Source organism: Erythrobacter sp., assembly GCF_011765465.1.
Classification (GTDB): Bacteria; Pseudomonadota; Alphaproteobacteria; order Sphingomonadales; family Sphingomonadaceae; genus Erythrobacter.
This window is the reverse complement of sequence record NZ_CP050265.1, coordinates 1598461-1612735: the sequence shown is the minus strand read 5'-3', so window position 1 is coordinate 1612735 and position 14275 is coordinate 1598461. Positions and strand designations below refer to the sequence as shown.

The 14275-nt window shown below is 68.0% G+C and carries 13 protein-coding genes and 2 tRNA genes; 5 read left to right on the top strand and 10 right to left on the bottom strand.

Features of this window, described 5'->3' with window-relative positions; genetic code table 11:
* Positions 1-4: 4 nt before the first annotated feature.
* The gene (locus G9473_RS07700; protein ID WP_291138048.1) at positions 5-1540 is read right to left on the bottom strand and encodes an aldehyde dehydrogenase family protein; all 1536 of its coding nucleotides are present in this window, start codon (positions 1538-1540) and stop codon (positions 5-7) included.
* A 150-nt stretch (positions 1541-1690) separates the two neighbouring features.
* Between G9473_RS07700 and G9473_RS07695 the strand changes: the two genes are divergently transcribed.
* Positions 1691-2362: a PAP/fibrillin family protein gene (locus G9473_RS07695; protein WP_291138045.1), complete on the top strand. Its 672-nt coding sequence runs from the start codon at positions 1691-1693 to the stop codon at positions 2360-2362.
* Positions 2359-3780 (top strand): MFS transporter, encoded by a 1422-nt coding sequence (locus G9473_RS07690; protein WP_291138042.1) that lies wholly within the window; start codon positions 2359-2361, stop codon positions 3778-3780. Before G9473_RS07695 ends, G9473_RS07690 begins: the two co-directional genes overlap by 4 nt.
* 16 nt (positions 3781-3796) lie before the next feature.
* Here the strand turns inward: G9473_RS07690 and G9473_RS07685 are convergent.
* The 4 genes from G9473_RS07685 to G9473_RS07670 all read right to left on the bottom strand — a co-directional run bounded on the left by G9473_RS07685 (position 3797) and on the right by G9473_RS07670 (position 6937).
* Positions 3797-3873: transfer RNA gene (locus tag G9473_RS07685), tRNA-Pro, on the bottom strand.
* Between the two features lie 25 nt (positions 3874-3898).
* Positions 3899-3971 (bottom strand) — tRNA-Ile (locus G9473_RS07680).
* Positions 3972-4045: 74 nt separating this feature from the next.
* Entirely contained in the window at positions 4046-5074 is a 1029-nt protein-coding gene (locus G9473_RS07675; RefSeq protein WP_291138039.1) for a polysaccharide deacetylase family protein, read from the bottom strand.
* A gap of 27 nt (positions 5075-5101) precedes the next feature.
* Complete coding sequence (locus G9473_RS07670; protein ID WP_291138037.1) at positions 5102-6937, bottom strand: histidine kinase dimerization/phospho-acceptor domain-containing protein; 1836 nt, start codon at positions 6935-6937, stop codon at positions 5102-5104.
* A gap of 227 nt (positions 6938-7164) precedes the next feature.
* On the opposite strand from G9473_RS07670, the gene G9473_RS07665 reads away from it, so the two are divergent.
* Positions 7165-7626 carry an Lrp/AsnC family transcriptional regulator gene (locus tag G9473_RS07665; protein ID WP_291138035.1) on the top strand — a complete coding sequence of 154 codons (462 nt, stop codon included), beginning with the start codon at positions 7165-7167 and terminating at the stop codon, positions 7624-7626.
* Positions 7627-7684: 58 nt separating this feature from the next.
* Entirely contained in the window at positions 7685-8215 is a 531-nt protein-coding gene (locus G9473_RS07660) for a hypothetical protein (RefSeq protein WP_291138033.1), read from the top strand.
* Here G9473_RS07660 and G9473_RS07655 read toward each other — a convergent pair.
* The 4 genes from G9473_RS07655 to G9473_RS07640 form a co-directional block, all read right to left on the bottom strand.
* On the bottom strand, positions 8212-9645 hold the full coding sequence (locus G9473_RS07655) for an NAD(P)/FAD-dependent oxidoreductase (protein ID WP_291138030.1): 1434 nt from the start codon (positions 9643-9645) through the stop codon (positions 8212-8214). The two genes, G9473_RS07660 and G9473_RS07655, sit on opposite strands and share 4 nt — an antisense overlap.
* A 125-nt stretch (positions 9646-9770) precedes the next feature.
* A complete protein-coding gene (accC, locus tag G9473_RS07650; protein ID WP_291138027.1) occupies positions 9771-11120 on the bottom strand; it encodes an acetyl-CoA carboxylase biotin carboxylase subunit in 1350 nt (449 codons plus the stop codon).
* A 4-nt stretch (positions 11121-11124) separates the two neighbouring features.
* Positions 11125-11613, bottom strand: coding sequence for an acetyl-CoA carboxylase biotin carboxyl carrier protein (gene accB, locus G9473_RS07645; RefSeq protein WP_291138024.1), 489 nt, complete (start codon positions 11611-11613; stop codon positions 11125-11127).
* Positions 11614-11701: 88 nt separating this feature from the next.
* The gene (locus G9473_RS07640) at positions 11702-12142 is read right to left on the bottom strand and encodes a type II 3-dehydroquinate dehydratase (RefSeq protein WP_291138021.1); all 441 of its coding nucleotides are present in this window, start codon (positions 12140-12142) and stop codon (positions 11702-11704) included.
* A 97-nt stretch (positions 12143-12239) separates the two neighbouring features.
* Between G9473_RS07640 and G9473_RS07635 the strand changes: the two genes are divergently transcribed.
* Positions 12240-13814 carry a phospholipase D-like domain-containing protein gene (locus G9473_RS07635; protein ID WP_291138018.1) on the top strand — a complete coding sequence of 525 codons (1575 nt, stop codon included), beginning with the start codon at positions 12240-12242 and terminating at the stop codon, positions 13812-13814.
* On the opposite strand, the gene G9473_RS07630 is transcribed toward G9473_RS07635, so the two are convergent.
* Complete coding sequence (locus tag G9473_RS07630) at positions 13811-14224, bottom strand: holin family protein (RefSeq protein WP_291138015.1); 414 nt, start codon at positions 14222-14224, stop codon at positions 13811-13813. The genes G9473_RS07635 and G9473_RS07630 overlap by 4 nt on opposite strands.
* Positions 14225-14275 lie beyond the last annotated feature (51 nt).

Sequence of the window (14275 nt, the reverse complement as noted above, 5' to 3'; positions counted from 1 at the left end):
CGCCTCAATCCTCCCCGGCGCAGCCCATTTTCGGCAGGTCGAGCGGTTCCTGCGGGATCAGCGTCGTCTTTTCCTCGGTGAAGAGTTCGATCGAGCCGGGAAGCCCGTCGCGCCCGATGCCCGATTGCTTGTAGCCGCCGAAGGGCGAGCGCAGGTCGCGCGCCATCGGCGTGTTGACCCACACCGTGCCCGCGCGCAGCACCCGCCGCGCGCGCATGACCGAAGGCAGGTCGTCCGACCAGATATAGGAGGCAAGGCCGTATTCGCTGTCGTTGGCGAGTGCCAGCGCCTCGTCGAGATCGGCGACCCGCTGGATCGTGACGAAAGGCCCGAACAATTCGGTCTGGCACAGCGCCGAGCCATTGTCGCTCGCCTCGACCACCGTGGGGGCGAAGAAATAGCCCTTGTCCATGCCCTCCACCCGCGTGCCTCCCGCAAGGACGGTGTAGGCCGGGTCCGAATGTGCCGTCTCGCCGAATGCGAGCAGTTTCTCGAAATGCGCGGCGAACGCCATCGGCCCGATCTCGGTAGCCGGATCGAAGGGATCGCCCACTTTCAATCCCTTGGCGCGCGCGGTGAAGCGGGCGATGAACTCGTCCGCCACGCTCTCCTCGACGAGGATGCGCGAGCCGGCGAGGCATTGCTCCCCGTTTCCGGCGAAAATGCCCATCAGCGAACCGTCGACCGCGCGTTCCTGGTCCGCCGAAGCGAGGACGATGTTCGCCGATTTGCCGCCCAGTTCGAGCCCCACTTTCTTCAGGCTCCCCGCCGCCGCCGCCATGATCCGCTTGCCGGTCTCGGTCCCGCCGATGAAGCCGACCACGTCGACACCCGGATGGCTGACGAGAGCATTGCCGATGTCCGGCCCGGTCCCGCAGGCGACCTGCACCACGCCTTCGGGCACGCCTGCTTGGCGCACCAGTTCGACCAGCCGCAGCACGGCGAGCGGGGCGTATTCGGACGGCTTCACGATCACGCTGTTGCCGAGCGAGATCGCGGCTGCAAGCTTCATCGAGGCGAGCACCAGCGGCGCGTTCCACGGCGCGATCAGGACGGCAACGCCGACCGGCTCGCGCGTGACGATGGACAGGTAGCGCCCCGATTGCTCGTAGCTTTCGCCTGCGTGCCCAGCGAGCAGGTCGGCGAAGAAGGTGAAATTCTCCGCCGTGCGCGCGACGTGCATCCCGCGCGACTGCGAAATCACGATCGAGGTTTCGAGCGTCTGCAGCCGGGCAAGCTCCTCGGCGTGTTCGAGCACGAGCGCGCTGATCCGCCGAAGGATGTCCGCGCGCTCCGTCACGGGCATTGCGCGCCAAGGGCCGTGTTCGAAGGCGCTGCGCGCGGATGCGACCAGTGCGTCGGCGTCTTCGGGCGGGGTGTGCGGCACGAAGGCGAAGGGCTCTTCGCTCGCCGCATGGATCAGGGTCTGCCCTTCGCCGGTGCCGGGCGCATCGAGTGCAGGGGCGGGCAAGGCGAGGTCGGCGGCTGCATCCGGCCTCGTGAAACCGGGCGACGCCTCGGGCCTGGTCATCTCGTTCATGATCGCATTTCCTGACCTTTCGCGCAGTCGCGGGCAGCCGTCTGCGCGCCGCCTGTTCGCCCAGCGGATAGCACGCCGAGGCGATTTGGGAAAAGATGCGCCGCTGGTGTGATGTTGTGTCAAGATGCGAGGCGAAAGGACGAGTGCGCGATGAGCGATGTCGGGAAGATCAAGCAGGACCTGCGCGCGGCGATCGATGCGTGCCAGAGCGATGGAACCTATGACGATGCGACCTTCGATCGCATCCATGCGCTGATCGGCGAGCTCGTCCCGCTCACCCCCGTCCCGCGTCCGATCGACCGGCAGGACTTCGTCGCCTCGCCCTGGGCCTCGCATTACGCCCAGTTCGGCCCGCGCCACACGGCGGGCAAGCCGATCCGCCACGTCTCCTCGCTGAAACTGCAGAGCTTCAACGCTTTCGGCGACATTCCGATCAAGGTCCACGAGATCGACCAGGAAATCCGCGTCGAAGGGCGCCACTACAACAACGTCACCGAGATCACGACGCCCGACGATGCCCATTCGGCGCGGCTGATCGTGTGGGGGCGCTACGACATCCCTGACCCGGACGAGCCGCAGCGTTACATGGTCGAATTCTATGCCGTCGAAATCGCCCCGCCCGAGGGCGTGAGTGCTGAGGCCCTGCGCGAGCAGTTCGGGCTCGAGCCGGGCAGCCCGCTGCGCCGCGAATTGAAGCCGCCGAAACTCCATTCCGACGTCGTCTATTGCGACGAGGATATGCGGATCAATTTCGGCAGCATGGGCGGGGTCTATGTCATGAATCGCAAGTCGACGCCGGGCAAGTCGGTCTCTTTCGCGTGAGCGAGCCGGCCGCGCCTGCTCTCGCCGCAGGCGATGGCGCTGGTGAGACACGTGTGGCTCCGGTCGGCCTGCTGGAGCAGGTCACCTGGGCCTCGGGCTCCTTCGCTACGGGCGCGCTGTTCAACGCGATGGCGCTGTTCGCGCTGTTCGTGATGACGAGCTTCCTCGGCATCTCCCCGGCGCTTGCCGGCACGATCATCCTCGTCGCGCGGATCTATGACGGGATCATCGACCCGCTGATCGGCGCGCTATCCGATCGCACGCGGCACCGCTGGGGGCCGCGGCGGATCTACCTGCTGGTCGGCGCACTCGCACTGGGGGTGAGTTTCGCGCTGTTCTTCAACCTGTCGGCGCTGGGGCTGGAGGGCGCGCCTGCGGCTTTCGCCGCGACCGCGCTGCTGCTGCTCTATTCGACCGCCTATTCGATCTTCACCATCCCCTATCTCGCCATGCCGCCCGACATCGCGCCGGGTTACGACGAGCGCACGCGGCTGATGAGCTTTCGCGTCTTTTTCCTCCTTGCCGGGGTCACCGCCGGGTCTGCCGGGGCGCCCGCGCTGGTCGGGGCGATCGGCACGCCCGAGGCGGGCTATCGGGTGATGGGCACGGTGCTGGGGCTCGGGGCGGCGGGCCTGTGCCTCGTGGTCTTTTTCGCAAGCGCCCGGCTGCCGAGACCCGAGCGGCCCGCGCCGCCCGGCGCGCTCGATGCGGGAGCTCTGCTGGTCAGCCCCTTCATCGATACGTGGAGGGTCTTCGCCAATGCCCCGTTCCGCCTGCTGACGCTGGTGAAGCTGTGTCAGCTTGCCGTGCTCTCGACCGTGCTCGCCTGCACGCCCTATTTCTTCGGCCTCGTCCTCGGCCTCGGCACGGGCGAGATCGGGGCCTATTTCGGCCTCTTCAGCATCGCCGGGATCATCAGCGTGCCGCTGTGGCGGCGGGTCATCGCGCGCTTCGGCAAGCGCGAGACCTATCTCGTCCTCATCGTCCTTTACGGCCTTGGCCTTGCCTCGTGGTTCGCGTGGGTTCCGGGCGAGCCTGCCTTCCTGCTGCACGCGCGCGCGGTGCTGATCGGCGCGTTCTCGACCGGCACGCTGTTGTGCGCGCTCGCCATGCTGCCCGACACGATGGAATACGACCGGCTGCAATCGGGCGAGGGGCGCGAGGGCGTGATGAGCGGGGTGTTCACTTTCGTCGAGAACGTCGCGGGAGCGCTCGGCCCGTTCATCGTCGGCCTGCTGCTGGAGGCGGGCGGGCTGGTGACCGGGGGCGGGCCGGACACGCCCCAGCCGCAGGCCGTTCTCGACCTCGTGCAATGGGGCGTATCGATCGTGCCCGCATTGTTCTGCCTCGCCGCGCTGCCGCTGCTTTGGGCCTACCGGCTCGACGAGGGCGTGCTGGCCCGGATGCGGGGCGAATGACGGGCGGAAAGGCGGATGGTCGGGGAGACTGGATTCGAACCAGCGACCCTCTGCTCCCAAAGCAGATGCGCTACCAGGCTGCGCTACTCCCCGATCATGCCCCCGCCGCCGCACCCGGTGGGCCCGGCAGGATTCGAACCCGCGACCTAGCCGTTATGAGCGGCCAGCTCTAACCGCTGAGCTACAGGCCCCTTCAGGTGCCGCGGCAGGACCGCTTCGCCCTAGCTTGGCAGGGAGCGCGAAACAAGCGGATTGGGAGGGGCCTTCAGCGCCGGACCGCGGCGAGAATGTCGGCCACGTTCGCCGAATGCACGCCCGCCGCATCGAGCCGCGCGTAGATCGCGCGCAGCCAGTCGTGGAGCGCGGCGACATCGCCTTCGCTGCGGACATAGGGCGTGTGGCCGGGGGCGAGGCTCGGGCTGTGGAAGGACAGCACGATGAGCGGCAATCCCGCCGCCAGCGCCGCATCGATCCCGCGCAGGGCCTCGGCCACGCTCACGCCTTCGGGGGTGAGTGCGATCCTTTCGCTCAGACGCAGCCGCGCGAGGAGGCCCGGCCCGCCCGGGACGCGTCCGGCAAGCTGCGCCAGGCGCGGGCCGAGCGCCGCCAGCGCGCCGGCATGGATACTGGTGACGGGCACCTCGAGCAGGCTGCGCTCCGCGTCCATCCACCACGGATGGGCCGGATACGCGCGGTAGTCAGGCCCGCCGTCGGCGCGGTAATCGAACAGCGGACGCATCGAGGTGTCGAGCGCGATCCCGTGGTCTTTCAGAATTCCGGCGGTGTGCGGGCCGAAGCCGTATCGCCCTGCGCGATAGATCGCGGGGGAGACTCCGAAAGCCTCCTCGACCCGCCCTTTCAGCCGGGCGAACTTCTCCGCTTCGAGCGCCGGGGGAAGGTTCCCGGCATAGGAATTGCGCGCGTTCACCGCCTCGGCGAAAGGCGGGTTGACCCAAGGGTGGAGGTGGATGCCGATGTCTGCGCGGCCCGCACGGGCCGCTTCGCCGAGCACCTCGACGGCGACCGGGTCATGCGCGATCGGCCAGTCGACCAGCCAGACCGGATGCGCGCCGATGTCCTCGCAAATGGCCTGGAAGCCTGCAAAGGCGCGCGTGTGGCTTGTCGCCGTCGCCTCGCGGGCGAAGGGGACGGACCAGTCGAATTCCTCCTCGGTGTCGATCGTGAGCAGCACCCGCCGCCCGAAACCCGGGGCGAAGCGCGCCGCCTCGCCGGGCGCGATTGCGGCGATGCCGCCCGCCTCGTCGGCGGACACGGGGAGCGGGGCGTGATACATGATGCGCTGCGCGATAGCGGGTTTGTCCTAAGAAACCTTTCCCCCCGTTTCCTCGCGCGGGTCAGGTTCGGCTTCGCCCGCCTCGGACACTAATGGCAGGGTCAGCACCAGTTCTTCGTCGCGCCGCACGAGGTCGCCGCCCGCCGCGCGCGCTTCGGCCCGGGCGAGCCTGAGCGCGAAGCCCGCGCCGAACAGCCCGGCGTTGATCGCGCTCGATGCGGGGCGCGCTTCGGCGGCGAAGACGTCCTCTTCGGCGAGCAGCTGCGCCGGAATCTCGCAGGTCAGCCGGGCCACGCCGACCGGTCCCGCCTCGCCCTGCCGCGCGTCATGGGCGAAGGCCGGAGCGAGCGAGGCGGTCAGCATCTCGCCCGCCGCGCAGCCTCCGCCGAGCGTCGCCAGCAGCCGCCACAAGAGCGCATCGAGCTCGTCCGGGTCGAGCGTCACCTCGACCGGGCGGTCGGCGGGCGGGTCGAACTCGATGCCCGACAGACGCGGGGCGAGCACCTGTGCAAGCTGGTTCGCGGTGCGGGTCGCGGCAGCGGCGAGATCGGCGTGGCCGCGCGCGATGTCCTGCGTGCCGGTCTCGAGCCGGGCGAGCCGGTCGAGTTCGGCGAATCCGGCGAGGATGCGCGCGGCATCCGCGGCGATGGCGGCGGCGAGCGCGCGGTATTCGTGCGGTGCGGGGCCGAAAAGCTGCTGCTGGATGACCTCGGCATAGCCCTGCACTGCGGTCACGGGGGTGCGCAACTCGTGGAGCAGCTGGCGGATGCGGTCGGCCTCGCGCGCGGCGGCAGTCGGGCGAGCGGGGGTTTCGACAGGCCGGCGGAAGCGCCCGACATAGCCCGCGAACACCCCGTCGTCGGTGAAGCGCGGACGCGCATCGACCACCCACTCGCCGCTGATCGCCGGAGCGCCCGAAAGCGCCGCAGCGCCATGGGCGATCGGCTGGCGACGGGCGAAGGCGCGTTCGAGCGCGCTTTCCTCGCCCGTGCCGAGCAGCGCCCTGCGCCGCACCAGCCGCGCGCCGATCACCATCGGGGCGACCTCGGGCTCGGCCCATTCGATCCGCCCGGCGCTGTCGGCGGCGAAGCCGAAGGCCGCGACCGGGCGCTCCCCGCGCGGCTCCTCGTCCGGCAGGTCGAGCGGCAGGCCGGGCGCAGGGTCGCGTTCGGCAGGCGTGGTCTCGCGCTCGCGGCGGAAGCGCGCGATACGTTCGACCAGCGCGGAAATCTCGCTGCGGGCGGGGTCGGCTTCGGGTTCGGGTCCGGGTTCGGGTTCGGGTTCGGGTTCGGGGCGCGCGGTCTCCGGCAGTGTCTGGCCGGGCGGGGTTGCGTCCCGCTCCGGCCGCACCCCGGCGGGAGCGGCCGGTTCCTGCATCGCCCCGCCTTGCGCATCAGCCGCCTGGTCCCCGGGTCGGGGCAGCCCGCGATCGTGGATGCCGAGCCGTTCGAGCAGCGCTTCGGCATCGAGCGGCAGGTCGCGCCGCAGCCGCAGGAAACCGCGCGCGCGCAGCGGCAGGCGGGGGATGAGCGCGGTCCAGTCCTGCGCGCTCAGTTCCGCCCGCGTCAGCGCGGCGGCGGCGACCTCGGGTTCGAAATCGGCGAGATGCGCGGTCAGCTCGGCGCTGCGCAGTCGCCAGCCCGGCTCGCGCACCATCCGCGCGCGGTCCTCCGCCGGAATGACGTCGGCAAGCGCGTCCATCCGCAGCCATGCCGCGGCGAGCAGGCTGTGATCGCGCCCTTCCTCGTCTGTCCGGCGTCGATTGCCGAGAATGTCGAGCAACTGCCTGAACTGCGTGCGCCGACCCGCCTCGCTCGAGACGCGCTGGCGCAGCACGGTTGCAAGGCGGTCGTCGAAGAACATGGGACTCCAAAAGGGCGCGCGCGGGCGCAGGTCGGCAGGCTGGCCTTACCAGCATTGCGCCCTTGTCACAGGAACACCTGAACAGCGCGTTGCAAAGCGGGACAATTGCTGCCAAGGATAATAATATTAGTCGCGCGTGCCTTTGCGCCGCAGGTTCTTACTCACCTTTGTTAAAGCGTAAACGGCCGAGGGGAGCGGCCTTCCTGCGCACCGGGAGCACAACCCACATGGCCAATCTGGACGAAATCGACAAACGCCTGCTTGCCGAACTGCAGGCCGAGGGGCGGGTCACGAATGTCGAGCTCGCACAGCGCGTCGGGCTGACCGCGCCGCCGTGCCTGCGCCGCGTGCGCGGGCTCGAGGAAGAGGGCGTGATTCGCGGCTACCACGCCGATCTCGACCCGTCGAAGCTGGGCTTTGCGATCACCGTGTTCGCCATGGTCAGCCTCAAGAGCCAGGCTGAAAGCGCCCTGCGCGAATTCGAGGAGCATATGCGCGAACTGCCCGAAGTGCGCGAGTGCCATATGCTCAACGGCGAGATCGACTTCATCCTCAAGATCGTCAGCCAGGACCTCCAGAGCTTCCAGGAATTTCTCACCGGCAAGCTGACACCCGCGCCGAACGTCGAAAGCGTCAAGACCTCGCTCACCATCCGCACCTCGAAGCACGAGCCGGGCGTCCCGCTCTGATCCGGGCGGACACGGGACGCGGCATCCTTGCCGGTCCGGGCCGCGAGCATAGCGTTACATGACCGAGACAACGCCGCCGGACCGCACGGAGGACGCAGCGAACGCCCCGTGCGCCGGTTTCGACACGGGCTGCGTCGGCTGCGTGTTCCTTGTGCTCGTCCCGACGGCGGCGCTGTTCGCCATTGCCGCGTTCGACGCGCAATTCTTCGACGCCCTCGCCGACAGCCGTTCGCGGCGCAACTGGCTCCCGGTCGTGAGACCGTTCGAGTGGAGCGGGGTGAATTTCGCGGTCCTCGCGCTCGCCGCTTATCTCTTGTTCGAACTGCAACGCCTCGCGCGGCGATTCGTGGATGCGCGCGCGGTGTGGATCGAGGGCGACACGATCCGCTTTCATCCCACCCTGCGCCGCCGCGCCCTGCCGCTCGCAGAGGTCGAAGCCGTCAGCCACGAGGTCGGCGAGATCAAGTCGATCCTGTGGGTGAAGCCCAGGGGCGGCAGGCGCATCAAGGTCGCGATGGTCGACAAGGACGCGGCCCGCGCCTTCGTCGATGAGGTCGAGCGGGCGCGGGCGGCGCTGATGTTCGGCTAGTGGAGCTTGAGCTTGGGCCGCACGATGCGGTTCACGCGCCCGATCAGCATCAGGAAGGTGCCCTTGAGCCAGCCGTGGATGCCGAGCAGGTGGAGGCGGTAGAGCGAGGTGTAGATCAGCCGCGCCAGCCGCCCCTCGACCGCGAGGCTCCCGCCGACGAGATTGCCCATCAGGCTCCCCACGGTCGAGAAGCGCGAGAGCGAGATGAGCGAGCCCTTGTCCTGGTAGACGAATTTCTTGAGCGGCTTGCCCTTCTGCATCCGCACGATGTTGTCGAACACCGTGTTCGCCATCTGGTGCGCGGCCTGCGCGCGCGGGGGGATGGGGACGGTGCTTCCCTCGGGCGTGAAGGAGGCGCAGTCGCCCAGCGCGAAGATGCTGTCGTCGGTCATGGTCTGGAGCGTGTCACGCACGAGGATCTGGTGGCGCGGCGTCGTCTCAAGGCCCAGTTCGGACAGGAAGGGCGCGCCCTTCACGCCTGCGGCCCAGACCATGAGGTCGGCCTCGATCGCGGTGCCGTCCTTCGTTTCGAGCACGCGCGGGCGCGCCTCGACCACCTGCGTGTTCTCGCGCACTTCGACACCGAGCCGTTCGAGTTCGTGGCGCGCGGCTTTCGACAGGCGTTCGGGCAGGGCGGGCAGGATGCGCGGCCCCGCTTCGAGCAGGGTGACGTCGAGCCGACTCTCGTCGAACACCTCGAGCCCGTAATGCCTGAGCGCCGCGGCGGCGTTGTAGAGTTCGGCGGCAAGCTCCACCCCCGTCGCCCCGGCACCGACGATCGCGATCTTCACCCGCTCGTCCGCATCGGGATTCGCCATCATCGCCCGGCTGACGCGCAGGCAGTGATTGAGCAGCTTCGTGCGGAACCGGTCGGCCTGTTCGCGCGAATCGAGGTAGATGCAGTGCTCCTTCACGCCCGGCACGCCGAAATCGTTCGAAATCGACCCGACCGCAATAGCTAGGATGTCGTAACGGATCGAATGGCCCGCGATCAGCTCGCTGCCGTCCTCGTCGTGGACCGGGGCAAGGTGGATCCGCTTGTTTTCGCGATCGATACCTTCGAGGCTGCCCTGGAAGAAACGGTAGCCCCAGCGGTAGCAATGGCCGCGATAGCCGACCTCATCGAGATTGGCGTCGAGCGAGCCGGCCGCGACCTCGTGCAAAAGGGGCTTCCAGATATGGGTGAGGTTCTGGTCGACGAGGATGATGTCGTGGTGCTTGCGCCCGAATTTCGAGCCCAGCCGGCGCACCAGCTCGAGCCCGCCCGCACCGCCGCCAACGACGACGATCTGGGTCTTGCGGCTGCCTGCGTTGACGGTCCCGCCACGCCGCTGTGACGCGCGCGCAGGCACGGCGAAATCCTCGCCTTCCGCCGTGTCGCGCGGCGGGGCCTGCCTTGCGGCGCTATCGACCATGTCGTGTGTCACCATCCGCCCAACGCTCCGCGCATCGAAATGTGCCCAAAAATGATAGGGCCATGCTGCAATACAGCAAAAGCGCGACCGGTGGAATGGCGGCGGCTACGGGATACTCCGGGAACGGAGCATAGCGAGGATCAAGCCTCGCGCTGCTTAAGCCATTCCTCGAGCCATTTGATCGAATAGTCGCCGTTCAGCACATCCGGCTGGCGCAGCAGTTCCTGGTGGAGCGGGATGTTGGTCTTCACCCCCTCGACCACCATTTCCTCGAGCGCGCGGCGCAGGCGCATAATGCAGCCTTCGCGGGTGCGACCGTAGACGATCAGCTTGGCGATCATGGAATCGTAGTAGGGCGGGATGCGGTAGCCCGCATACAGCCCCGAATCGACGCGCACGTGCATCCCGCCGGCGGCGTGATAATAGGTCACTTCGCCCGGCGACGGGGCGAAGGTGAAAGGGTCTTCGGCGTTGATCCGGCACTCGATCGCGTGGCCCTTGAACTCGATCTCGTCCTGTTTGACCGAAAGCGGCTTTCCGGCAGCGATGCGGATCTGTTCGCGCACCAGGTCCACCCCCGTGATCGCCTCCGTCACGGGATGCTCGACCTGCAGGCGGGTGTTCATCTCGATGAAGTAGAACTCGCCGTCTTCCCACAGGAATTCGATCGTGCCCGCGCCGCGATAGCCCATGTCGCGCATCGCCTTGGCGCAGACCTCGCCCATGCGCATCCGTTCCTCGTGGGAGATGACGGGCGAGGGCGCTTCCTCGAGCACCTTCTGGTGGCGGCGCTGGAGCGAGCAGTCGCGTTCGCCGAGGTGGATCGCATTGCCCTTGCCGTCGCCGAACACCTGGAATTCGATGTGGCGCGGGTTGCCGAGATATTTCTCAATATAGACCGTGGCATCGCCGAAGGCCGATTTCGCCTCGTTCCCGGCCTGCTGCATCAGTGTTTCGAGCTTGTCCTCGCTCTCGCACACCTTCATGCCGCGCCCGCCGCCGCCGGAGGCTGCCTTGATGATGACGGGATAGCCGATCTCGGCGGCGATTTTCTTCGCTTCGGCAGGGTCGGACACCGCGCCGTCCGAGCCGGGGACGAGCGGCAGGCCGAGCTCGCCTGCGGTCTTCTTCGCCTGCACCTTGTCGCCCATGGTGCGGATATGCTCGGGCTTGGGCCCGATCCAGGCGATGTCGTGCGCCTCGACGATTTCGGCGAACTTGGCGTTTTCGGAAAGGAAGCCGTAGCCCGGATGGATCGCGTCGCAGCCGGCGACTTCGGCCGCCGAGATGATGTTGGCGTGGTTCAGGTAGCTGTCGGTCGCGGGCGGCGGACCGATGCACACGGCGTGGTCGGCGAGCCGCACGTGCATCGCGTCGGCATCGGCGGTCGAATGAACCGCGACCGTCTCGATCCCCATTTCGTGCGCGGCGCGGTGGATGCGCAGCGCGATTTCGCCGCGATTGGCGATCAGGATGCGGGTAATGCCCATGCCTTTACGAGATCACGACCAGCGGCTGGCCGAATTCGACCGGCTGGGCGTTGTCGACCAGCACCGCCTTGACCGTGCCCGAGCGATCGGCGGGAATCGGGTTCATCACCTTCATCGCCTCGACGATCAGCAGGGTGTCGCCTTCGGAGACCTTGTCGCCCGGCTTGACGAAGTTCGCCGCTCCCGGCTCGGGCGCGAGGTAGGCCGTGCCGACCATCGGGCTGGTGACGGCATCGGCAGTGTCCGCAGGTGCTTCGGCCTGCGGGGCCGGGGCGGAGGGCGCAGGTGCCGGGGCCGCCGGTGCTGCCGGAGCCGCCTGATAGGCTGCCGCGACCGGCGCGGCGCTGCGCGCGACGCGGATCTTGCGATCGTCGTCCTCGACCTCGATCTCGGTCAGGCCGGTCTCGCTCAATAGTTCGGCTAGTTCGCGCACGAGCGCGGTGTCGATGTTCATCCCGGAAGAGCTTCCGGAACGCGGCTTGTCGTTAGCCATGCGTGCCCCTTGAATGGTTTCGCATGGGACTATTGCCGCAAATCGCGGCTGGCAAGTGGCAAAGGTGCACGTTCTGCAAGCCTGCGCGTCACACCTCGCCCGCCGCGACCGCCTCCAGCGCGATGCGATAGCTGTCCGCGCCGTGCCCCTCGACCGTCAGCGCCGCCGCCATGCCGACATAGGACAGGTGGCGGAAATCCTCGCGCGTTTTCGGGTCGGACAGGTGAACCTCGATCACGGGTGTCCTGATCGCCTTGATCGCGTCGAGCAGCGCGATCGAGGTGTGGGTATAGGCCGCCGCGTTGAGCAGGACAGCGCGCGCGCCGAGCGCCTGCGCCTCGTGCAGCCAGTCGACCAGCATCCCTTCGTGATTGGTCTGGCGCATATCGATCTCGAGCCCGAGTTCCCGCGCCCGGTCTTCCAGCATCCCTGCGATCTCGTCGAGCGTCGTGGAGCCGTAGATCTCCGGTTCGCGCAGGCCGAGAAGGTTGAGATTGGGTCCGTTGAGGACGAGGACGAGATTGCTCATGGCGCCGCTGTTACTCTTCCGAGCGGGGCGGGGGAAGGGGCGCTTGGCGGATCGGGCGGAACCGGGCGCGGTGCTCGGAGATTGGCCAAGAGAGAGCATGAGAGACGCAGCCAACCTGGAGCCCGCCGGAGAGGGACGCAAACCGCCCGAAGTCGCCTCGGTAACGGGGCAGGGTCGGGTGCTCGTCGAGGGCGAGACCTGCTGGCGCAAGGCGCGCGCCGAACGAGTCGCCTTCATCGTCGATGCCGCAGGGTATTTCGCCGCCGCCAAGGAAGCGATCCTGAAAGCCGAACGCTGCGTCTATCTGATCGGCTGGGAATTCGATCTCGACATCCGCTTGCAGCCCGATCTCGACGACCCGCGCATCCCCGACCGCCTGCGGCAGTTCCTCGAATACGCGGTGGAGGAGCGGCCCGACCTCGAGATCTTCATCCTGCAATGGGGCGGGGCGATGCTGTTCAACATCGCGCGCCAACTGGGGTCCTGGCTCTCGCTCAAGGCGAGCGCCAATTCGCGGGTCCATTTCCGGCTCGACAACGAGCATCCCACCGGCGCGTGCCACCACCAGAAGATCGTCGTGATCGACGACCGGCTCGCCTTCTGCGGCGGCATCGACATGACTTCGGGGCGCTGGGACACCCCCGACCATTCGGGCTACGATTGCCGCCGCGCCGATGACGGGGATGATCCTTTGCCGTGGCACGACATGACGCTCGCCGTCGATGGGGAGGCCGCGCGCGCGCTGGGAGATCTGGCGCGGCGGCGCTGGAAGATCGCGACGGGCAACGACCTGCCCGTGCCCGCAGCCGACACCGACATCTGGCCGGATTCGCTCGGGGTCGATCTCGAGGACGCGGTGGCGGGCATCGCGCTCAGCAAACCGGGCCATGCGGGAGAGGGGCGGGTCGACCAGATCGAGAAGCTGTGGTGCCGCGCAATCGCCTCGGCGAAGGAGCGAATCTATATCGAGAACCAGTTTCTCTCGTCGGGCCGGATCGGTGATGCGCTCAGGGCGCGGCTGGAGGAAGAGGACGGGCCCGAAATCGCCATCGTCCTGCCCGAGTCGGCGGAAACCTGGCTCGAAAGCGAGGCGATGGACACGCGCCGCGCTCTGATCGTCGAGGACCTTCGCCGGGCGGATCACGGCGGGAAGCTCGGCATCTATCACCCTGTCAACCGCGAGGGCCGGCCGATCTACGTCCATGCCAAGCTGCTGGTGGTCGACGAGGAACTCGTGCGGGTCGGCTCGTCCAACATGGCGAGCCGTTCCTTCGTCTGCGACACCGAATGCGACCTCGCCTTCGAGGCGGCGGACCAGCCTGCCCTGCGCGAATTCGCCGGTGGGCTGAGAACCCGGCTGCTCGCCGAACACCTCGCGGTCGGCGAAGAGGAATTCGCGGCAGAGGTCGAACAGCGCGGCGGGCGGATCGTCCCCGCGATCGAGGCGCTGCGCCGGGAGGAAGGCCATTCGCTGCGGGTGCTGACGACCCGCAGGCTCGACGAATCGGAGATCGCGCTTGCCCGCAGCAAGCTGTTCGATCCCGAAGACCCCGTCGGCCCGGCCGCGCATTTCGCCGATTTCGCCGGGCGGCTGGTGAAGCGCAAGCGCTTCAGCGTGACGGCGGGCGTGCTCGCGCTTGGGGCTCTCGCCTATGCGCTGCGACGGCGCTAGCGGTCCACGCCCTTGATCTTGCCCCACTGGCGCGCCGCCGTGTAGCCGAGATAGCCGGTTCCGAAGAGCGCGTAGAGCGGCTCTGGCAGTCCTGCGAGGTATTCGTTCATCCCCGAGGCGATGTCGCGCGCGGCGGCCGGGTTGAAGGCGCTCAGCACCCCCATCGGGATCGCCGTCAGAAGCAGGACATACATGACGTAGAGGAAGCTCGGTCGCGCGCGGCTGGTCCACGGGTCGGGCGAATTGGCCTCGGCGACGATCGCCTGCAGGCGCGCCTCGATCAGCTGCATTTCCTGCGTGCCTTCGAGGCGCAGCAATTCGAGCTTGGCCCGCGCACGCGCCTCCTTGTCGGGGATCACCTTGTCGATGATCGAGCTGATCGGTCCGATGAGGGTTTCGAGAAGGCCCATCCTTGCGCTCCTGCTGCCGAGTCGCACCGGAATTAACCTATGTGGCTAAAG